This window comes from Bacillus sp. T2.9-1, assembly GCF_950097965.1.
GTDB classification, from domain to species: Bacteria; Bacillota; Bacilli; order Bacillales; family Cytobacillaceae; genus Niallia; species Niallia hominis.
Map to the genome: position 1 here is coordinate 1 of NZ_CATNHG010000118.1, position 21,072 is coordinate 21,072.

Here is a 21,072-nt window from a genome sequence, read left to right on the forward strand (position 1 = left end):
AAATTTCTCCCACAAATACTTGACTCAAACTAGGAAAGCATATTAGTAGTTAGGAAAAGGGAATTCTGATACTATTTAAAGAAAGTGGCATGAATTATTTAAGGGGGCTTTACAATGAAAGATTTACAATCAGTAGAAGAATTTACAGAGCTTAAAAATAGTCCGGAAAAACATATTTTTCTTTTTTCAGCACAATGGTGTGGAGACTGTCGATTTATTGAACCATTTATGCCAGAAGTAGAAGCTAAATATGATAACTATACATTTGTACATGTGGATCGAGATAAATTTATTGATACATGCATCGAATTAGACGTATTTGGCATTCCAAGCTTTATTGCTTTTGAAGGCGGAAAAGAACTAGGCAGATTTGTAAGCAAGGATCGAAAAACACAAGAAGAAATTGAAAAATTTATTGAGTCTTTATAAAGGAATGGTGCGTATTTATTACGTGCATAAGTGAGAAGCAGTTTAAGAAGATTTGTTTACGTTAAAAGGTTGTCTCCCATAAAAAATATAGCGTAGGAATAACATAGTTTCCTGCTATATTTTTCTATTTGAGATAACCTTTTTCCATTGATTTGAATAAAATTCATCATCAAAATGATGAATATAAGATGGGATAGAGTATAATAAAAAAATGACACCCAATAGGACGGAAGTGAAGCAAGAATGAAAATGACCAGTAAAAAAATGAAGGACATGCTTAAACAACGAATTAATAACGAGGATCGGACATTTACTTTTGATAGTAAAAAAGATTTGGTACGCATAGAAAGCAAGCAGACAGGCAAGGGCGTTACGGTCTCTTTACCTGAAATAATTGCAAAATGGGAAACACAAAAAGAGAAAGCAGTAGATGAGATTGTTTATTATATTGAGCATGGATTAGGAGCAATTGAAAAAGATAGCAAAATAGATGGGAAAGAGAAAAAAATCTTTCCTGTTATACGTTCTACTTCTTTTCCACAGCAATCAAATGAAGAGATTCCATTTATAACAGATGAGCATACAGCAGAAACAAGAATATACTATGCCTTAGATATGGGAAACACGTATCGTCTCATCGACGAGAAATTAATGGAAAAGGAAAAGTGGACAAAGACAGCTATTAAAGAGATGGCTCTCTTTAACGTAAGGTCTCTACCAACTAGTGTAAAGACAGACAGTGTTGCAGGAAATATCTTTTATTTTATAAATAGTAATGATGGCTACGATGCAAGTAGGATATTAAATGATGCATTTTTAAAAGAAATGGATGAACAGATGGAAGGAACAATGACTGTTGCTGTGCCACATCAGGATGTCCTTATAATTGGAGATATTCGAAATGAAACAGGGTATGATATACTTGCCCAAATGACGATGAGCTTTTTTGCAAGTGGCAGAGTTCCAATTACTGCATTATCTTTTCTCTATGAAAATGGAGAATTAGAGCCAGTGTTTATATTAGGGAAAAATAAAAAGCGCGAAAAATAATCGTATAGAATGTAATCAAATCGATGCATAAATTACTTTTGAATGACATCTAATTGAAATGTTTTTATATTAAAATAACATGCATGTAGATTGAAAGATACCATGGAGAAGAGGAACACCATTCCTTTGATGAAAACGGGGAAATTACCCCGTTTTACTTAATTAAAAAGAGAAACTTGATGAAAGGGCAATTAGGAATCAAAAAACTTTCAAATCGTTTCTCTTTTTTTGTGGATGACGCTTATTATACGAATCGAAGGTTTAATTTTTGTTTAGTCTCTTCCTGAATAGGGAAAGGAAGAGATGTTAAAAAATAGTGCTCGAAATTCTGAACATAACTGTTAAAATAGTAATGAGATTTGAAAGAAAGAGTGATTAAGTGTGAATTGGTTCAAGAAAGTATTTAAACAGTTTGTTAGTGAAGAAGATGAGCTGAACCAAATTGAAGAAACGGTAGAGGTATACGATCAACCAAACAAGGAATCAACAGCATGGAAAAAAGAGATGGATTCCAAAGTTATTTATCAATATCCGAAAGGAAACTTTCGCTTTCCGTTAATTCCAGATGGGGATGAAGACGATAGGAAGGAAATGGAAAGGAAAACTAGAAGAGAGAAAGCAAGACAAACTTTCGCGGATGAAAGACAAGATAGCAATAAACCATTTAATCGTCCATTAAAAGAAGAGCCTAAAAGTAATCCGAGGGAAAATCAAACATCCAATACATATAGTTCTAATCGACCTTTTAAGCCGACTGAAACAATTTCTCCTATATATGGATATAATCGCCCGGAACGAAAAGAAACGAGTATTACGATACAACAACCAAGAGTAAAAGAAGAGATTGAATCTCCGGTTGAATCAGCTACTATCCAGACAGAACAAAGGCAGAATGAGGAATTACTTGCATGGAAAGAAATAGTGAATGATAAGATAGCTGTAGCACAAGAACAACCTACATCCACTCAGGAAGTAATCGAGCCAATTAATGAGCAAGAGGAAATACTTTCTCTGTTTACAGAAGAATGGTTAGAGAGTGAGAAAAACTTGCAATATAAGGATAGTGGGGATAGTTCACTAGAAGCGGAAGAAATAGTTTCACCTGAAATGGATGATGAAATTACTACACAAACTGAAAGGTTAGTAGAAGAGCAAGAACAAAACGATCAGCCGATTTTGCTGAAAGATTTGGAAATTAGGGAAGAAAAAATTCCTGAGCAAAATAAGGAAGAAATCATTGGAGCAATTGAAGAAGAAGCGCGAGAGACAGAATTACAAGAAAAAGAAAACAAGAAAGCAACCTCTTCTAAAAAAGGTCCATTGCCTTTTAATGTATTGATGCTAAATAAAGATAGACAGTCTTTGGCTAATAAAAAAGTCGAAAATAAAGCCTATGAGAAGCCGCTTCAGCAACCGAAGTTGGAAGAAAAAACCACTTCTATGCTAGAGAAGGATATAGAGAACCATCATGATTTACCATATTACGTTTTTCCAGAAGAAAATTTATTACATCCCCCTATTTTGCAAATAGAAAAGGACGGCTGGATTGAAGAGCAGACACTACTTTTAAATAATACATTTACTAACTTTAATGTTCATGCAAAGGTAGTGAATGTAACACAAGGACCCTCTGTGACACGATATGAAGTACAGCCTGAGCCAGGAGTTAAGGTTAGTAAAATTACAAACCTTTCGGATGATCTAAAATTAAGCTTAGCTGCTAAAGATATAAGAATTGAAGCACCAATTCCTGGAAAGCATACGGTAGGAATAGAGGTGCCAAATCAAAGCAGCCGACCTGTGCTAATAAGAGAAATTTTGGAAAGCGATGAATTTAAAAATTCATCTTCTCCTTTAACTGTAGCTATGGGATTAGATATTTCCGGTAAACCAATCGTAACAGATTTACGAAAAATGCCACATGGCTTAATCGCTGGGGCAACTGGTTCTGGGAAAAGCGTATGTATAAATACAATGCTTGTTAGCTTGCTGTATAAGGCAAAGCCAGAAGAATTAAAGCTATTGTTAGTGGATCCTAAAATGGTTGAGTTGGCACCATATAATTATGTGCCTCATTTAGCAAGTCCCGTTATTACAGATGTAAAGGCGGCAACGGCTGCATTAAAATGGGCTGTAGAAGAGATGGAAAGAAGATATGAGTTATTAGCACATGCCGGGGTTAGAGACATTACTAAGTTTAATCAACTAGCTGATGAACATAAAAGATACAGTGACAAATTGCCTTATTTAGTTATTGTGATTGATGAATTAGCGGATTTAATGATGATGGCACCAGCAGATGTAGAAGAAGCAATTAGCAGAATAGCTCAAAAAGCAAGAGCGTGTGGAATTCACCTTTTGATTGCCACACAGAGACCTTCAGTTGATGTTATTACCGGTTTGATTAAGGCAAATGTGCCGACACGAATCGCTTTCTCTGTCTCCTCTCAAATTGATTCACGAACCGTAATAGATATTAGTGGTGCCGAGAAGCTATTGGGTAAAGGAGATATGCTGTTTTTAGAAAATGGAACATCAAAGCCAGTACGATTGCAAGGTACCTTTGTATCAGATGAAGAAATTGATCAAGTAGTGGCCCACGTTAGAAAAGAAAGAAAACCTGAATATTTATTTGAACAAGAAGAGCTGTTAAAAAAGGTCCAAATGTCTGAAGAAGAAGATGAGCTATTTTATGAAGCATGTGAATTTATTATTGAACAAGGTGGTGCTTCAACATCTAGTCTTCAAAGGAACTTTAAAATTGGCTATAATCGGGCAGCAAGGCTGATTGATATGATGGAAAAGCAAGGGTTTATATCAGAAGCAAGAGGAACGAAGCCTAGAGAAGTATTAATCACAGAAAGTGAATTAATACAATTGCAGGACAGTGAATGAAAAAAGGCTGTTTTCTAAAAAATCGTATTTTATTAATAAAAAAGAATTAGTTGGAAAAATAGAGTAGCGTTATACCTAGACCTAATGAGAGAGTAGCGAGCCACTTTGAGACCCTGCAGAAGCGATTTTAGTGCGAGCCCTGCGGAAAGCGGAGTGTATTTTAGACTTGGGGATAGAGTAACATCTTTACGAAAAAGCTATAAGAAAAGGCATTTGGTTAAAAATGTCATACATTGGAAATGTATTGTTGCGTAGTTTTTCAACTTAAAAGATGATATAATGAATAAATGTGAAATAAAAAAGGAAAAAAAAGTTAATGTTTAGCGAGAACATGAATAAATGCTAAATGAGAAAAAATAAAATAAAATCAAAATTGCATACATATAAATGCAATTAGCAAATTGAATGAGGATATCATATACTGTTAAAAGATATGCGTAGTTGGAGGTTCTTTATATGACTATTTACCACTTCGTAGGTATAAAAGGGTCGGGAATGAGTGCATTAGCACAAATTTTACATGATATGGGTTTCGAAGTACAAGGATCAGATGTGGAGAAAACATTTTTCACTCAGGTTGCTTTAGAACAAGCAGGAATAAAAATTCTTCCTTTTCAACGAGAGAACATTAAACCAGGAATGAATGTGATTGTTGGGAATGCTTTTCCTGATACACATGAAGAAGTAGAAGAAGCAGTGAAGCTAGGACTTCCAGTTATTCGTTACCATCGTTTCCTTGGCGATTTTATGAAGCAATTTACAAGTATAGCCATAACGGGTGCGCATGGTAAAACATCGACGACTGGGTTACTTTCACATGTAATGAAAGGTGCTAAGCCTACTGCGTATTTAATTGGTGACGGAACGGGTAAAGGGGTAGTAGGAGCAGAATATTTTGCTTTTGAAGCTTGTGAATACAGAAGACATTTTCTTTCGTATTTCCCTGATTATGCTGTAATGACTAATATTGATTTTGATCACCCAGATTATTTTGCTAATGTGGATGATGTATTTTCTGCCTTTCAAGAAATGGCATGGCAAGTTAAAAAAGGAATTTTTGCTTGTGGAGATGATGAACATCTGCAAAAAATTCAAGCGAAAGTACCGGTAGTATTTTATGGATTTGGTGACGAAAATGACTTCCAAGCAAGGAATGTGGAGAAAACAACGGAAGGCACAACGTTTGAAGTGTATGTACGTAATACGTATTACAATACATTCTCTATCCCGACATTTGGTGATCATAATATCTTAAATGCTCTATCGGTGATCGCGCTTAGCCATTATGAAGAATTGGACGCAGAAGTCGTGAAAGAACGTTTAATGACATTTGAAGGTGTTAAACGAAGATTTACAGAAAAGACAATCGGTACACAGGTAATTATTGATGACTATGCCCACCATCCTACAGAAATCAAAGCAACGGTGGAAGCAGCACGTCAGAAATATCCTGATCGTGAAGTAGTTGCTGTATTCCAGCCACATACATTTTCGCGTACACAAGCGTTTCTTCAAGAATTTGCAGACAGTTTGAATTTGGCAGATTCTACCTATCTATGTGATATATTTGGTTCTGCCCGTGAAAATCACGGTAAGCTAAGCATAAAAGACTTAGCAGATAAAGTACCGGGAAGCAAAATCATTTCCGAAGAAACGATTTCTTCATTAAGTGAACATAATAACAGTGTCATCTTGTTTATGGGCGCAGGCGATATTCAAAAATATCAAAGTGCTTATGAAAAAACATTAGAATAGACAATAGGACTCTTAGCTTCATATTTAAGAGGGGAAAGAAAGGGATCAGAATGTTAATTCTGATCCCTTTTTTGACAATTTATACGGATATTTTAAAAACCAAATGTTTAGAATTTCAATATCATTACTTTAAATTCTCTGGATTCAATGCTTCTAATTCTGGAATGACAAACTTACCATCTTTTCTGATGAGCACATCGTCAAAGTAGATTTCTCCGCCACCATAATCAGGACGTTGAATATTTACCATATCCCAGTGGATATTGGAGTTATTGCCATTATAGGCGTTATCGTAAGCTTGTCCTGGTGTAAAGTGGAAGCTTCCATCGATTTTCTCATCGAATAAGATATCTTGCATCGGATGTAAAATATATGGGTTTACTCCAATAGCAAATTCACCAATATAACGAGCACCTTCATCTGTATCCAGAACTTTGTTCAATCTTTCTGTATCATTTGAAGTTGCTTCAACAATTTTTCCATCTTCGAACTTTAAGCTTACATTTTCAAAAGTAAAGCCCTGATATGGGGAAGGTGTGTTATATGTTAGTACTCCATTGATTGAATCTCGTACAGGAGCAGTATAGACTTCACCATCTGGGATATTCATTTGTCCAGAACATTTTATTGCAGGAATATCCTTAATAGAGAAGGTTAAGTCTGTGCCAGGACCAGCTAAACGAACTTTATCTGTACGATTCATTAACTCCACAAGGGCATCCATTGCTATATCCATTTTCCCGTAATCTAGATTACATACATCGAAATAGAAATCCTCAAATGCATCTGTGCTCATTCTCGCAAGCTGTGCCATGGATGCACTAGGATAACGTAGGACAACCCATCTAGTTTTTGGCACACGAATTTCTCTATGTACCTTTTTACCAATTGTCGATCCTTCAATCTTCATTCCCTCTGCTGGTACGTCTGCAAGTTCATTAATGTTATCGCCAGCACGAAGCCCAATGTATGCATCCATATTACGCATTACATTTGCTTCAAATTGTGCCATCATTTCATATTGCTCTTCTTGAGCTCCTAAAAGCAAGGAACGATTAATATCATTGTCTTTTAGGGAAACAAATGGGTAACCTCCAACAGCGTATGCTTCACGGACAAGGGCTTTTACAAGCTCCTTTTGAAGTCCAAAGTTTTCAATAAGTACTTTTTCTCCTTTTTGTAAACGAACAGAATAATTAATTAAATTTTTTGCTAGTTGATCAATGCGTGGATCTTTCATATGTACCTCCAAGTTTTATAAATGTGATAACTTTCTTATTGTACCCGAAAAAATTTTTTCCTTAAATATAAACGGTTATAAAAAATAAGAAATAAGAAAAAAATAATCAGAATCGGACTCTTTCTATTATTTTTCTCCACAAACATGGTCCCGTAGTAGAGGAATGGAAAGGAATCATTTGTTTCTGTAAGTTTTTCCAATTATAATAAAACTAAGGTTTTAGTCATACCGATTGTGGGAAAAGACCAATAAAGTGGAGGTGCGATAAGGATGATAAATCTTTTATATTTAAGTGTAGCTTTAATAGCTATAGCATTTACAATTCTAGTCATTTATGTTGCTAGAACATTGAAATCACTACATATCACGCTTGATAGTGTTTCAAAAACACTTGTCGGGTTAGAAAGGCAATTAGATGGCGTTACAAGAGAAACAACAATTTTATTACAAAAAACGAATGATTTAGCTACAGATATTCAACAGAAATCGGAAAGTTTAAATTCAGTCGTAGATGCAGTCAAGGATGTAGGAACAAGTGTACAAGGTTTTAATCAGTCTGTTCAAACGATTACGCAAAATGTAGAAAATACACTTACGAAAAATCAAGATAAAATAGCTCAAATTGTTCAATATAGCAAAGTATTTATGAATATTAAAGATCAGTGGCAAGCTAGAAAGACAGAACAAAATCGAACGCGAGTAAGAAGTAATTAAAAGGAGGATGTTTAATAATGAAGCGAGAACAAGAAATAATCCATGCAAATGAAAACTCAAGTACGAAGGATTTTCTAGTCGGTGCCATTTTAGGTGGGGTTGTCGGTGCAGCTACCGCTTTATTTCTTGCTCCAAAGCCTGGAAAAGAATTGCTTCATGATTTGAACGGACAAGCAGGAGCTTGGAAGGATAAAGGAATTGAATTAACGGATACTGTAAAAGAAAAAGGCACAGAGTTCATTTCCATTGCGAAGGATAAAACAGACAAGATTAGTAATGTAGTAACAAAAACTTCTAGTGATATTATGGATAAGGTGAAAAGTACGAAAGCACAAGATAATACTTCTGATCATTTTGATGAACTGAAAGAAGAGGCATCTGATTTAAGTACTAGTTTAAAAAGCTCGGAATTTGATGAAATTCAACAAAAACTAGCAGAAACAAAAAAAGCATTTGATGAAACAGAAAGTAAATACAATCATTGATAAGGACGATTTGTATAAAATATCGTTAAAGTTTGCAGTCTATATTACCATTCGCTTTCTACGCTAAAAAGAGACAGTCTTTTAAGTTAAGCTACATGCAGATAGCCAATAGGTATATAGGCTGTTTTAAGTAGATTGATTCCTTTCTAGAACCCTTTCGATTAGTTAAAGAGTCTTAGGAAAGCTATTTAAGATAGGATGGTTAGAAATGAAAAAAATAGACACTGTTGAAAAATTTGAAGGTCTTGTTCAAAGTAAAGAGATATTTTGGTTGGTTAAGCATAGCTTGACATGTCCAATTAGTGCGAATGCTTTTGATGAATATAAACAATATGCGGAAGATAATAAAGAAATCGCTACATACTATTTAGCTGTACAAGAATCAAGAGCATTATCTAACTATATTGCAGAAAATTATCAAGTAAGGCATGAATCTCCGCAAGCGTTACTTTTTGAAAACAATCATATTGTTTGGCATACATCACATGGAAAAATAACGGTAGATTCTTTACAAAAAGCTGTGATAGAAAGATAATGTAGGGTAGTCCTAGCGATTCAGCTAAAGATAAGTAAAAATCAAATTTTACATAAAAAGGAAGTCGGAAGATGGTAGTCTGACTTCCTTTTGTAATGTTAAATGATTTATAACCGTTTATTTGTCTTTATTCTAACTTCCTGTTTTAACAGGCCAAACGATTGAAAGCTTATCGTTTTTTTTTATAGGGGTTAAAAAGGTTGCACGTTCTCCGTTTCGTAAAAGCTGAAAAGATCCCCCGCCGTTTTGAGGCATATTAATATTTACAAAAGCGAATAAATCTTGAAATAAAAACCCCTCAAATGGTTTTTGCTCTATTCTAATGTCATCTCCACTGTATAAAAGATCATCCAGTTGTAGAATTTGTCCCTTTCTTTGTATTTGTGCTAATTGTTTTGTAAGGGTTATTTTTTTGTCATTAAAATAGACAGGAAGTATTTGGTACATTAAAATTTGTTTTTTTTCTGTTAATTCTTGAACAGTTGGTGTTTTTCTTTGTTCTAATATAATTTCATCATTATGTTCAAAATACTGACTTATACGACAAGGCAAACCATTCTTAATAATTTTTCCAGAAAAAGCAGGAAGAATCGTTTCTTTTCCGTTTATTAAAAGTTGGAATGGCTGAAGTTCATCAATAAGATGGGTTAAATTTAGTGATTTTAATGCCTCATGAATGGTGGTATCTGCGTGATATACGATGATATCTTTATCTTCTACTTGGTAATCACTTGAAACAGCTTCTCCATTGCATATAATCTTAGAATGAATCGTATAGCTTTTATTATTAATCATAATATTTTTGTCTGCTTCTGTATCAATTAAGTCCTTTATTTGAACAATTGCTTGTTCTCCATCCTTCCCACGGTAAACGGTTAATGCTTCTCCATCCTTCACTGTATCTTCTAATGAGCAAGGTATTTCATTTCTTAAAATAGTTGGTCCTTTGCCATGACTTCCTGGAATAGTTATTTTTTGATTATTTATCGTAACAATCATAGCATTGCCTGGTTTTCCATATAGCTGGGTCATCTTTATGCCAGATGCCAAAAGACAATCTCCAACGGTTAATTTATTTACTTCAAATAATCTGACAGGTTGTTCATTAATATAAACCGTTTTATATTGGACTGGCATTTTTTCAGCTGTAATAGCGATTCCAATTGGTGTTACAAGCTCTGGTCCAAAGTGGAAGGACTTTTCAAAGGTTAGTTGGGTGATAGCATCGATTCCTCTTATTGCAACTCTATTAGCAGGCAAATTTAGCATTTCTGCAATCTTCAACTGTAATGCCGGCGTTTGGCTTCCGCCACCAACTAGCATTACTGCTTTAGGTGATTTGTGATTATTTAACGAAAGAATTTCCCTACAGATGGTATCTGCCAATTTATCTAGTGCTGGCTCGATTTCTTTAATAACCTCTTCTTTATGTAATTCAGTCGTGAATCCAAGGATATCTGAAATCTCAATATGATCATTTTGAGATAATTCTCTTTTCGCCTTCTCTGCCAGTGGAAAGTCTAATAAATATGCATCACTTAGTGCCTCGGTTATTTCATCTCCCGCAACGGGGACCATTCCATAGGCAATAACAGTACCAGAATCAGTAATTGCTATATCAGATGTTCCAGCCCCAATGTCTACTAAAGCAACATTTAATCTTCTCATGGAGGGGGGTATAAGTACATTGATGGCTGCAATTGGTTCAAGCGTTAAAGCTTGCATTTCTAAATCTGCTCTATGTAAAGCAGCTATCAGGGATTCGACAACAACCTTAGGTAAAAAAGTAGCGATAATTTCTACTTTTGCAATTAAACCTTGCTGGTCAATTAAGCTACCCATTTCTTGATCATCAAGAGAATAGTGGAGAACAGAATAGCCAACACAATAATAAAATTGTCCTTTATCACGTTCATTTTTTTCTGCAACAGAGCTTTGAGCTTGCTGCACAGCAGTCAATTCCAAATGTAATATATCTTCTTTTGTAATTAACGGTTTTCTTTCTATGTTCATTTCATAAGATGCTCGTTCTGTCTTTAAAGCTCTTCCAGCAGCTGCAACACTAACTTTTTCCAGAGGGCCATGTTTTATTTCTAATTGATTTTTAATTTCTTTAATAATTTTAGATACGGCTAATACGTCATGAATTTGACCATCTAACATTGCTCTTTCTGTATGTTCAATGGCTAAAAGGTCAGAAACATGATATTTGTCTTCTTTCTTTTCTAAGATAATACCGACAACGGAGCGAGTACCAATATCTAATGCAAACAGTTTTTCATTATTTTGCACAGAAAAACACCTTCTTTTTTATTTAAATATAAACTCTTGTTCAAGGCAGAATCATTTATTAACATATTAATTATAACGCTTTAACGCTTAAAAGCGTTTAATTATTAAAGAAAAATAGTGACAAGGCGATAAATTTGATTTATAATTAATCCAATTAAAAGAAATGTAACATATTTTTGTATTTGTATAAAGAATCTAGGCAAATTGTATAATGGAATTATACGGTTTTGGTCTTTTTTAATGAAGGGATGAGGATGATTGTGAGCAATAAGGAATTGGAAGAATTACGTAATCGTGTAGATGAGCTAAACTTAGAAATTTTAGAAAAAATTAATGAGCGTGCAAGCCTTGTTCAAAAAATTGCGCAAACAAAAGATACCCACGGTGTACATCGATATGATCCAGTCCGTGAAAGAAAGATGCTTGATCATATTTTAAATAAAAATAATGGTCCATTTGATAATGGAACTATTTCTCATTTATTTAAGCAGATTTTTAAAATGGGCTTACAATTACAACAAGAAGATGATAGTAAAGCATTATTAGTATCACGTAAGAAAAAGGCAGAGGATACAATTGTTGATATTAAAGGAACAAAAATTGGTGATGGTACGCCAAAATTTGTGTTTGGTCCTTGTTCAGTTGAATCTTATGAGCAAGTAGCTCAAGTTGCTGCATCGGTGCAAGCAAAAGGGCTAAAGCTTCTTCGTGGTGGTGCATTTAAGCCGAGAACATCTCCTTATGATTTCCAAGGCCTAGGTGTAGAAGGTTTAAAAATATTAAAAAGAGTAGCAGATGAATATGATTTAGCAGTAATCAGTGAGATTGTGAGTACGGAGCATATCGAAACAGCTCTAGATTATATTGATGTCATTCAAATTGGTGCACGTAATATGCAAAACTTTGAATTATTAAAAGCAGCTGGTAGTGTGAAAAAACCAATTCTATTAAAACGTGGATTAGCGGCAACGATAGAAGAATTTATAAATGCTGCAGAATATATCATGTCCCAAGGGAATGACCAAATTATCCTTTGCGAACGTGGTATTCGTACGTATGAGCGTGCAACAAGAAATACATTAGATATCTCTGCGGTTCCTATCTTAAAACAGGAAACGCATCTGCCAGTCTTTGTTGATGTAACACATTCGACAGGAAGAAAAGATTTGTTATTACCTTGTGCAAAGGCAGCTTTAGCTATTGGGGCAGATGGAGTAATGGCAGAAGTTCATCCTGATCCTGCAGTAGCATTATCTGATTCTGCACAGCAAATGGACATTGAACAATTTGATGAATTTTACCGAGCAATACAATCTACACCGTATGTAAGAGTTTAAAGCTCTAGTAGAATAGGTAAAGAGTCCCGTTCGTGTTAAACTAACATGAACGGGTTTTTTATCTTTTAAACGGGTAAAGAAAAACTATGTAATATAAATGATTACTTATACATCAATAGGATAATTATTTATATTTTTCTCGTTTTTATGGTAAACTGAATGGAAGAATGCTCAAATAAGGTTTTTTTTACTAAATGACGAAAAAAAGTCGATTTTTTTGAAAAAAAATGAAAGCTTGTCATTGCGGCTTTTGCGACGATATCGTATCATTAGTACATAATTAGACAAGATTAGCTAAATAAAAATCGATTATGATTAGGAAGTAGCTTCTTGCCGTAAAATAATAGAAAGAAATTAGTTCGACTAAAAGGAGTGCAAAATAACAATGAATATAACAATATATGACGTTGCAAGAGAAGCGAGTGTTTCTATGGCAACCGTTTCCCGTGTTGTTAATGGAAATCCGAACGTAAAGCCAACAACAAGAAAAAAGGTTCTAGAAGTTATCGATCGATTAGGATATCGTCCCAATGCAGTAGCGAGAGGGCTTGCAAGTAAGAAAACAACAACTGTTGGAGTAATTATTCCAGATATATCAAGTACTTTCTTTGCAGAATTAGCTAGAGGGATTGAAGATATTGCTACAATGTATAAATATAATATTATTTTAAGTAACTCTGATCAAAATAAAGATAAAGAGCTACACTTATTAAACACGATGTTAGGAAAACAAGTGGATGGTATTGTATTTATGGGTGGTAATATAACAGAGGAACATGTTACTGAGTTTGAGAAGTCTCCTGTGCCAATCGTTCTTGCTGCTAGTATAGAGGAAAGCAAGAAGATTTCTTCTGTTAATATTGATTATGCTCAGGCTGCATATGATGTGGTGACTAGCTTTGTGGAGAAGGGTCATAAGTCCATTGCAATTGTTCTAGGATCCTTAGAAGAGCCAATCAATAAAAATGAGAAATTAGGCGGTTATAAGAAGGCTTTAGAGGCAGCTGGGATTGCTTATAATGAAGATTTAGTAATTGAGGGAGATTATACCTATGAATCTGGTATGGAATCTTTTGATAAATTAATGGAAATTGATAATAAACCAACCGCTATCTTTGTTGGTTCAGATGAAATGGCTTTAGGGGTAATTCATGGAGCAGAAGATAAGGGATATAAAGTTCCGGAAGATTTTGAAATTGTGACATCTGATAATACGAAATTAACTTTAATGGTACGTCCACAACTAACAACTGTTGTACAACCTTTATATGATATAGGGGCAGTAGCAATGAGATTGCTGACCAAATATATGAATAAAGAAACGGTGGAAGATCATATTGTAACACTTCCACACCGTATTGAATCTCGTAAATCAACAAAATAATGATTTATTAAAAACCAAAGCTGGAGAAAATTCTAGCTTTGGTTTTTTGTATGGGAAAATGATTAAGATTTTGGGAAGGTGTGTGTAATAAGGATAAAAAGAAGAGAGAATCAATGATGATTCTCCCCTCAAATATGCTTTAATTATTCTCTTTCTCACCATCATCCTTGGTTTGTTCTGCATTGTTTTGCTGGTTCTCTTGTTTCGTGTTTTCTTCATTATTTTCTTTTTTATTGTCGGATTTTTCTTCTTTTTGTTCTTCTTGCACTTTTCCTATAACAATTTCATTTGATGCTTTTGATTCTTTCCCCGCAATATCAACAGCCTTAACGATAAAGGTTCCATTACTTGCTTTAAAGCTCAATGTATTGCCTGCTTTTATGCTTTGTACCTTTTTTCCATCCTTATATACACGATAGCCAATAACATCTTTTTCATTATGTTTGCTCCATGTAATCGTATCACCTTTTTGACTTATTTTCAGTGCATTAGGTGCCTTACCATTGTCTTCAATCTTATTATTTGGAATGATAAGATTCTTCAGCTTTGGATTATTTTCGCTTAATATACTTGAATCACTAATGCGTATACCAAATAATTTTTCAATGTAATCTGGATTTAACATTAATCCTTCTTCGGCAAATTCACTTGGTGTTGAATCTAAGGCCATGTATTTTTTATTGTTAATCTCAACATATTTACCAGCAACTAAGCTATCATCCTTTTTGGATGGAACAGTACCAGATTTAAATAAATCGGTAGTAACTAACCCAGCTTTGGAGCAGCCCTCAGAAGGAAGTAGTCCAGAAATAGAACAAACAGATTGTCTTACGATTCCACCAGGCATTTTAAAGGTTTCTGAAGGATCAATGAGCTCAGGTGCTATGTCGTATGCAGCGTTCAATAAATCTGCCCATAAATAATTATTACGTTTACTGTATGATAAGCCAGATGTTTCTAATGATTTTGGTGTATCATAGCCGGTCCATACTCCGAATGTAACATTCGGATTGGTGGCAATTAACCAAGAATCATTTAAATCCTGTGTTGTACCAGTTTTTCCAGCCCAATCTGAGTGGAATTTTAAGCGGCCATTTACAGCAGCTGCTGTTCCTTGATTAATAACATCTCTCATCATATCTAATGTTAAATATGCAGTTTGTGGACTAAATACATCCACGGGCTGTACTTCATGTTGATAAATAATATTTCCATCTTTATCTTCAATTTTTTCAATCATATATGCATCAATATGTTTACCGCTATTAGCAAATGTAGAAAATGCATTTGTATTTTCTTCAACAGTTAACCCATATGAAAGCCCTCCGATAGCGGCAGATCTTGTAGAATAATCTTGTTCATCTAAAGTAGTAATACCCATTTTTTCTAGATATTTCATTGGGTTTTGCGGCATGATATCAATATATGCCTTAACAGCAGGAACGTTATAGGATTGTTGCAATGCATATCTTGCTGTTACCAACCCATGGAACCGAAAATCATAGTTGTTTGGCCATACTTTTCCTGGTGTACTAGGGTTTAACTTTAATGGTAAGTCTGGAAGAACACTACCTGGTGATAATGTGCCTAGTTCAATGGCAGGAGCATATACTAGTAGTGGTTTCATTGTTGATCCATTTGGTCTAACACTGCTTGTAGCATGGTTTGTCGCTTCTCGATTATAATCACGTCCCCCAACAAAGCTGATAATCGCTCCGGTTTTATTTTCTATTAGAATTGCTCCCGTTTCTACTGGTTCCATAATGGTTACTTTTTCATTCGTTTCTGGATCAATCACTTGTTGTGGCTTGTCTGGACCAAATAGTTGAGAGTTTTTAACCGTTTCTTGTTGAATATCATAAATTTTCTTATTAATAGTGCTATGAATTTTATAAGCATTTTGATGAATTTGACGGTCAGCAATTATGTTGTACTGTTCTGCTAATATGTCATCTGCTTGTAAGTCTTCTTTTGTATATCCGTCTTCTTTTGCTAACAGCTCAGCAATAATTTCTATACTTCTTTGTTGTATCTCAATAGTTAAAGCAGGATATTCTTCAATTGGACTTTTTTTAGGACCAATAAAATCCTCCGTTATATCATATGCTATAGCAGCTTCATATTCTTTTTTAGAAATTTTTTCTTGATCATACATTCGGTTTAAAACGGTTTTCATTCGATTTAAACCAGGTTCTAAGTTCTTTTTTAGCTTTCCTTCTTGGGTAAAAGGAGTATAACCAAATGGACTTTGCGGGAGTCCTGCAATAAATGCAGCCTGCGGCAATGTTAAGTCTTTAGCTTCCACTCCAAAGATTCCGTTTGCTGCTGCTTGTACACCAGCAATGTTTCTGCCAGAAGAATTTCTTCCAAAAGTTGAAACATTTAAGTATGCTTCTAATATTTCATCCTTGTCAAAAAATTTCTCTAGCCTCAGCGCTAGTAATATTTCCTTAGCTTTTCTTTCAAAAGATACTTCATTTGTTAAGATTTGATTCTTTATCAATTGTTGTGTTAACGTACTTCCTCCTGATTGAGTGGAAGTGTTAGCAACTTCTTGAAATAATGCACGGAAAATTGCTTTTGGGACTACTCCGTTATGGGTATAGAAATTTTCATCCTCTGTAGCAATCACAGCATCCTTTAAATAGGATGAAACATCTTTAATTTTTACTTCTTCTCTTTCAAGGTCAGTAGGAACTTTTCCTAGAAAATCATTGTTGGCAAAGTATAGTTCGGATGTTTCTTCATAATTGTAAATTTCTTTTTGCATGGAAGCATAAGGACGAATTGGCTCATCTTTAACAAGTGATGCAAAGTATCCTGCACCAATTCCGAGGCCAAATGCCCCGCCTATCACGATAATAATGATAAACAGCAAGGTAACATTCCATGTTACCTCATAGGTTACACGGGCTCCTTTTATTGTTCTTTTATTGGTGAAGAAGTTTTTAAAATGGTTTAATGCATTTTTCCACTTCGGCCTTTCATTCATGTATCATTCCCCCTAAAATCACATACATTATAGCATAAAGAAGAAGGGAATATAGACAGAGTTCGGTATTTTTCCTCTTTTTTCGAATAATTGTTTGACATTAATAGCTTTACTATGGTAAAAATAAGCTAACTATATATATTGATTCGTTATTGCTTTGAAGGGAAGAAGTAGTTCTTTTATCACTAGAAACAGAGAGCCATTGGTTGGTGGAAAATGGTATAAATAAAAGGATGAATTACCTCCTGGAGCTTTCACTGGGAAAATTGCGCATATTTGTGTATTAGTAGCAGTGAACGGTAGAAACCGTTATTCTAATTAAAGTGGAGAATCATTTTCTCAAGTTTTGGGTGGTACCGCGCTAATTTGGCGTCCCTGCATTTAATTGCAGGGACTTTTTTGCGTTACCTATCAACAATAACGAAAAATATGATAAGTACAACTACTTATAATTAATGGAGGAATATAAATGAACTTACTAGAAGATCTTCAGTGGAGAGGGATTATTTATCAACAAACAGACGAAGATGGCTTGAAAGAGCAATTAGCAAAAGGAATGACTAGTTTGTATTGTGGAGTGGATCCAACTGCTGATAGTATGCATATTGGCCATTTACTGCCATTTCTAACATTAAGACGTTTTCAAAATGCTGGGCATCGACCAATTGTATTAGTCGGTGGGGCAACTGGTTTAATTGGAGACCCAAGTGGAAAAAGCGAAGAAAGAAAGCTGCAAACATTAGACGTTATTGGACACAATGTGAAATGCTTGCAATCTCAATTAGAAAGAATCTTTGATTTTGATGGAGCAAATGGTGCAGTAATGGTTAATAACTATGACTGGGCAGGGAAGATGGATATTGTAACCTTCCTACGTGATTATGGAAAGCATATTGGTATCAATTATATGTTAGCAAAAGATACGATTGCGAATCGTTTGGAAACAGGAATTTCCTTTACAGAATTCACGTATACGATATTACAAGCATTGGACTTTTTACATTTATATGAAAACCATGATTGCAAATTGCAAATTGGCGGCAGCGACCAATGGGGAAATATTACAACTGGATTAGAATTAATTAGAAAGAATATGCCAGAAGGTGCAAAGGCCTACGGGTTAACGATACCTCTTGTAACAAAAGCAGATGGCACTAAGTTTGGGAAAACGGAAAGTGGAGCAGTTTGGTTAGATCCTGAAAAAACAACTCCATATGAGTTTTATCAATTTTGGATTAATACTGCCGATGCAGATGTAATTAAATATCTAAAATTCTTTACTTTCCTTTCAAAAGAAGAAATAGAAGCATTAGAAAAATCGGTACAAGAGGAAGCACATCTACGTAAGGCACAAAAAACATTGGCAGAAGAAATGACAAAATTAATTCATGGCGAAGTGGCACTTGAACAAGCACAAAAGATAACTGCAGCATTGTTTAGCGGTGATATAAAAAACTTAACTGCAGAAGAAATAAAACAAGGTTTTAAAGATGTGCCGACATATGAACATAAAGAGGGAGAAGCCCTTCTTGTAGATTTACTTGTAGCAGCAGGGATTGTATCTTCGAAAAGACAAGCGCGTGAAGATATAACTAATGGAGCTGTCTATATTAATGGGGAACGGAAACAGGCATTAGATTATGTCCTGACAGAGGAAGATCGGATTGAAGGACAGTTTACTGTCATTCGACGTGGAAAGAAAAAATATTATTTAATTAAGTTTTAAAGGGAAATGCCTCAAAAGGATTACTTTTGAGGCATTTTTTTTATGAAAGGGAGAAACTGTATATGCTCAAGCAAAATATTCAATTGTGAAGGTTCTATCTTATTGCTTCCTCTTTTTCTAATGGCAACATTTTGTTACAAAATATTGTCTAAAATGTGAAAAAGATATATTTTCTTCCAATTGCAATCTGTTTATTCTATAAAATGATTTATACTTATAGACATAAACAATTAATTAAGGGAGGGAGAAACGGGTAGATGTAGAATAGATTTACCTCTCCTGTATAAGCGATGAAATTAAACAGTGAAGTATTAAATGTACCGTCTCCTTTTTTAGAGTATATAGTAATGCGGATGTTTATGATGAAGTATTATGAAAAAGACCATTACTCCATTGCCTTCCAGTACCCTTTAAGCCATTTTGAAAGCAGTTATGTAATACCGGAATTTCAAATGCTTTTCGATAAAGTAAGATGGAAAAATAATGTTGTGACTCTAACTAATTTGCGTCAAGAAATATACGATCAAATAGTAACAAAAGTAAAACGCCGGGATATTCGTTCCTCTTATTTTGCGATAATAAATTATATAGAGAAACAGATGAAAGTCGAGGATCGAATGGATGTCTTTCCGACAATCTTAACTGGTGATCTCGTTTCGCCAGAATGGAGTCTAGGTGTTCAAAATGAGGGAGTTATAGAGTTAATCAAGAATCCAAGGGTTTTAGGTGAGAGGGAGAGCTATACTTGTGAAAAGAACAATATAGAATTTCAAAAGATAATATCTCAAGTAGTGCATGAATACTGGCTAGTGTATGAACAAAAACGGGATAAAACAGTTATTCAAATTAGTTTGCCAAACATTAAATACACAAGGGACTTAGAGATTAGAATAAAAGAATTGTTCTTTCCGTTTTTTCATCAAGTCCAAGTAGCGACATTTTTTTATGAGGAAGGACTTTATATTAATAATATCCTTGTGAGAAGGCCGCGAAAAAAAGAGAAGATTGATTGGGGAGCGCTGCTTTTCCCAATGGGAGAAGAAAGAGAGTTTTAATAAAAGCATCGAATAATAAATAATTCTTTTTAAGCATCTTCACTAAAATAGAAAATCCCTGATTCCATATGGAATCAGGGATTTTCTAAATATAACAATTCTATTAACGAGAGTAGAACTCAACGATAAGAGCTTCGTTAATTTCAGCTGGTAATTCAGAACGTTCTGGTAAACGAGTGAATGTACCTTCTAATTTATCTGCATCGAAAGTTAAGAAATCAGGTACGAAGTTATTTACTTCTACTGCTTCTTTAACAACTTCAAGGTTGCGAGATTTTTCACGTAAAGTGATAGTTTGACCAGATTTAACGCGGTATGATGGGATATCAACGCGCTTGCCATCAACTAAGATGTGACCATGGTTAACTAATTGACGTGCTTGACGACGTGTACGAGCTAAACCTAAACGGTAAACAACGTTATCTAGGCGAGTTTCTAATAAGATCATGAAGTTTTCACCATGCTTACCAGTCATTTTGCCTGCGATATCAAAAAGATTACGGAATTGACGTTCGTTCACACCATACATGTGACGAAGTTTTTGTTTTTCTTGTAATTGTAATCCGTATTCTGATAATTTTTTACGTTGGTTTGGACCATGTTGTCCTGGAGCGTAAGGACGTTTGTCTAACTCCTTACCTGTACCACTTAATGAAATACCAAGACGACGAGAAAGTTTCCAGCTTGGACCTGTATAACGAGCCATAATTGACTCCTCCTTCATGTTTTTATTTGGTAAAATAAAAACAGATGTAACATGTCTTCTTATTTATTTTGTCTTCCTGTACCTTCGCCCTAGCAGCCAAGGGTTACACAATACACCATCAGAAATGATTCCTGAGGAACAAAATAGAATAAAAAGTGTATACATATGCTGCGCTATTTTACACAAAGAATATTATATGATTTTTATAGGTGAAAAGTCAAGTAGAGTTTACTATTAGTTTGAGTCAAGTATTTGTGGGAGAAATTTTTTATCGTCGGAATTTCTCTCTTTTTCAGTGTGTTTGCTATCTCTATTGTTAACGCTTTCTATACTTACTCTATTTATAGTCAGGCTGTTTTCGTAAAATTTTTTGGGATCAATAGACCGTTCCTTTCCGCTACAGGCACTTGCTTTCCGCGGGGAGGAAGTCGAGCCTCCTCGCCGTTCCGGCTGTGGGGTCTCGACCTTTCCTCTATG

15 protein-coding genes and 1 other annotated feature are annotated in these 21,072 nt (G+C 34.7%); of the genes, 11 read left to right on the top strand and 4 right to left on the bottom strand.

Annotation, left to right across the window (positions count from 1 at the left end; translation table 11 throughout):
• Positions 1 to 114 precede the first annotated feature (114 nt).
• From QQZ16_RS17565 to murC, 4 genes are all read left to right on the top strand, one after another.
• Entirely contained in the window at positions 115 to 429 is a 315-nt protein-coding gene (locus QQZ16_RS17565) for a thioredoxin family protein (protein WP_031540511.1), read from the top strand.
• Between the two features lie 249 nt (positions 430 to 678).
• Positions 679 to 1,479 carry a DUF1444 domain-containing protein gene (locus QQZ16_RS17570; RefSeq protein ID WP_284561554.1) on the top strand — a complete coding sequence of 267 codons (801 nt, stop codon included), beginning with the start codon at positions 679 to 681 and terminating at the stop codon, positions 1,477 to 1,479.
• Positions 1,480 to 1,860: 381 nt separating this feature from the next.
• Positions 1,861 to 4,374 (top strand): DNA translocase FtsK, encoded by a 2,514-nt coding sequence (locus tag QQZ16_RS17575; protein ID WP_284561555.1) that lies wholly within the window; start codon positions 1,861 to 1,863, stop codon positions 4,372 to 4,374.
• A 456-nt stretch (positions 4,375 to 4,830) separates the two neighbouring features.
• Complete coding sequence (gene murC, locus QQZ16_RS17580) at positions 4,831 to 6,129, top strand: UDP-N-acetylmuramate--L-alanine ligase (protein WP_031540514.1); 1,299 nt, start codon at positions 4,831 to 4,833, stop codon at positions 6,127 to 6,129.
• 124 nt (positions 6,130 to 6,253) lie between these two features.
• Here the strand turns inward: murC and QQZ16_RS17585 are convergent, their stop codons facing one another.
• The gene (locus tag QQZ16_RS17585; RefSeq protein ID WP_031540515.1) at positions 6,254 to 7,369 is read right to left on the bottom strand and encodes an aminopeptidase; all 1,116 of its coding nucleotides are present in this window, start codon (positions 7,367 to 7,369) and stop codon (positions 6,254 to 6,256) included.
• A 270-nt stretch (positions 7,370 to 7,639) separates the two neighbouring features.
• On the opposite strand from QQZ16_RS17585, the gene QQZ16_RS17590 reads away from it, so the two are divergent.
• From QQZ16_RS17590 to ytxJ, 3 genes are all read left to right on the top strand, one after another.
• Positions 7,640 to 8,083: a DUF948 domain-containing protein gene (locus tag QQZ16_RS17590; RefSeq protein WP_035416867.1), complete on the top strand. Its 444-nt coding sequence runs from the start codon at positions 7,640 to 7,642 to the stop codon at positions 8,081 to 8,083.
• A 17-nt stretch (positions 8,084 to 8,100) separates the two neighbouring features.
• Positions 8,101 to 8,568 carry a YtxH domain-containing protein gene (locus QQZ16_RS17595; protein WP_031540517.1) on the top strand — a complete coding sequence of 156 codons (468 nt, stop codon included), beginning with the start codon at positions 8,101 to 8,103 and terminating at the stop codon, positions 8,566 to 8,568.
• A gap of 208 nt (positions 8,569 to 8,776) precedes the next feature.
• A complete protein-coding gene (gene ytxJ, locus QQZ16_RS17600; RefSeq protein ID WP_031540518.1) occupies positions 8,777 to 9,103 on the top strand; it encodes a bacillithiol system redox-active protein YtxJ in 327 nt (108 codons plus the stop codon).
• Positions 9,104 to 9,235: 132 nt separating this feature from the next.
• Here ytxJ and pilM read toward each other — a convergent pair whose 3' ends face one another.
• The gene (gene pilM, locus QQZ16_RS17605; protein WP_284561556.1) at positions 9,236 to 11,395 is read right to left on the bottom strand and encodes a cell division protein FtsA; all 2,160 of its coding nucleotides are present in this window, start codon (positions 11,393 to 11,395) and stop codon (positions 9,236 to 9,238) included.
• Between the two features lie 260 nt (positions 11,396 to 11,655).
• Between pilM and QQZ16_RS17610 the strand changes: the two genes are divergently transcribed.
• Both QQZ16_RS17610 and ccpA read left to right on the top strand, forming a co-directional pair.
• Entirely contained in the window at positions 11,656 to 12,732 is a 1,077-nt protein-coding gene (locus QQZ16_RS17610) for a bifunctional 3-deoxy-7-phosphoheptulonate synthase/chorismate mutase (protein ID WP_031540520.1), read from the top strand.
• Positions 12,733 to 13,117: 385 nt separating this feature from the next.
• The gene (ccpA, locus tag QQZ16_RS17615) at positions 13,118 to 14,116 is read left to right on the top strand and encodes a catabolite control protein A (RefSeq protein ID WP_031540521.1); all 999 of its coding nucleotides are present in this window, start codon (positions 13,118 to 13,120) and stop codon (positions 14,114 to 14,116) included.
• 139 nt (positions 14,117 to 14,255) lie between these two features.
• Here ccpA and QQZ16_RS17620 read toward each other — a convergent pair whose 3' ends face one another.
• The gene (locus QQZ16_RS17620; RefSeq protein WP_284561557.1) at positions 14,256 to 17,108 is read right to left on the bottom strand and encodes a transglycosylase domain-containing protein; all 2,853 of its coding nucleotides are present in this window, start codon (positions 17,106 to 17,108) and stop codon (positions 14,256 to 14,258) included.
• Between the two features lie 148 nt (positions 17,109 to 17,256).
• Positions 17,257 to 17,488, top strand: a binding site (T-box leader).
• A gap of 89 nt (positions 17,489 to 17,577) precedes the next feature.
• Between QQZ16_RS17620 and tyrS the strand changes: the two genes are divergently transcribed.
• Positions 17,578 to 18,834, top strand: a complete 1,257-nt coding sequence (gene tyrS / locus QQZ16_RS17625) for a tyrosine--tRNA ligase (RefSeq protein ID WP_031540523.1) — start codon at positions 17,578 to 17,580, stop codon at positions 18,832 to 18,834.
• 290 nt (positions 18,835 to 19,124) lie between these two features.
• A complete protein-coding gene (locus tag QQZ16_RS17630; RefSeq protein ID WP_251628726.1) occupies positions 19,125 to 19,889 on the top strand; it encodes a hypothetical protein in 765 nt (254 codons plus the stop codon).
• A gap of 103 nt (positions 19,890 to 19,992) precedes the next feature.
• On the opposite strand, the gene rpsD is transcribed toward QQZ16_RS17630, so the two are convergent.
• Positions 19,993 to 20,595, bottom strand: a complete 603-nt coding sequence (gene rpsD, locus QQZ16_RS17635) for a 30S ribosomal protein S4 (protein WP_031539239.1) — start codon at positions 20,593 to 20,595, stop codon at positions 19,993 to 19,995.
• Positions 20,596 to 21,072: the final 477 nt, after the last annotated feature.

Coding starts and splice junctions, on each gene's coding strand:
- QQZ16_RS17565 (WP_031540511.1), top strand. CDS start 115: ATGAAAGATTTACAATCAGTAGAAGAATTTACAGAGCTTAAAAATAGT.
- QQZ16_RS17570 (WP_284561554.1), top strand. CDS start 679: ATGACCAGTAAAAAAATGAAGGACATGCTTAAACAACGAATTAATAAC.
- murC (WP_031540514.1), top strand. CDS start 4,831: ATGACTATTTACCACTTCGTAGGTATAAAAGGGTCGGGAATGAGTGCA.
- QQZ16_RS17585 (WP_031540515.1), bottom strand. CDS start 7,369: ATGAAAGATCCACGCATTGATCAACTAGCAAAAAATTTAATTAATTAT.
- QQZ16_RS17590 (WP_035416867.1), top strand. CDS start 7,640: ATGATAAATCTTTTATATTTAAGTGTAGCTTTAATAGCTATAGCATTT.
- QQZ16_RS17595 (WP_031540517.1), top strand. CDS start 8,101: ATGAAGCGAGAACAAGAAATAATCCATGCAAATGAAAACTCAAGTACG.
- ytxJ (WP_031540518.1), top strand. CDS start 8,777: ATGAAAAAAATAGACACTGTTGAAAAATTTGAAGGTCTTGTTCAAAGT.
- ccpA (WP_031540521.1), top strand. CDS start 13,118: ATGAATATAACAATATATGACGTTGCAAGAGAAGCGAGTGTTTCTATG.
- QQZ16_RS17620 (WP_284561557.1), bottom strand. CDS start 17,108: ATGAATGAAAGGCCGAAGTGGAAAAATGCATTAAACCATTTTAAAAAC.
- tyrS (WP_031540523.1), top strand. CDS start 17,578: ATGAACTTACTAGAAGATCTTCAGTGGAGAGGGATTATTTATCAACAA.
- QQZ16_RS17630 (WP_251628726.1), top strand. CDS start 19,125: ATGAAATTAAACAGTGAAGTATTAAATGTACCGTCTCCTTTTTTAGAG.
- rpsD (WP_031539239.1), bottom strand. CDS start 20,595: ATGGCTCGTTATACAGGTCCAAGCTGGAAACTTTCTCGTCGTCTTGGT.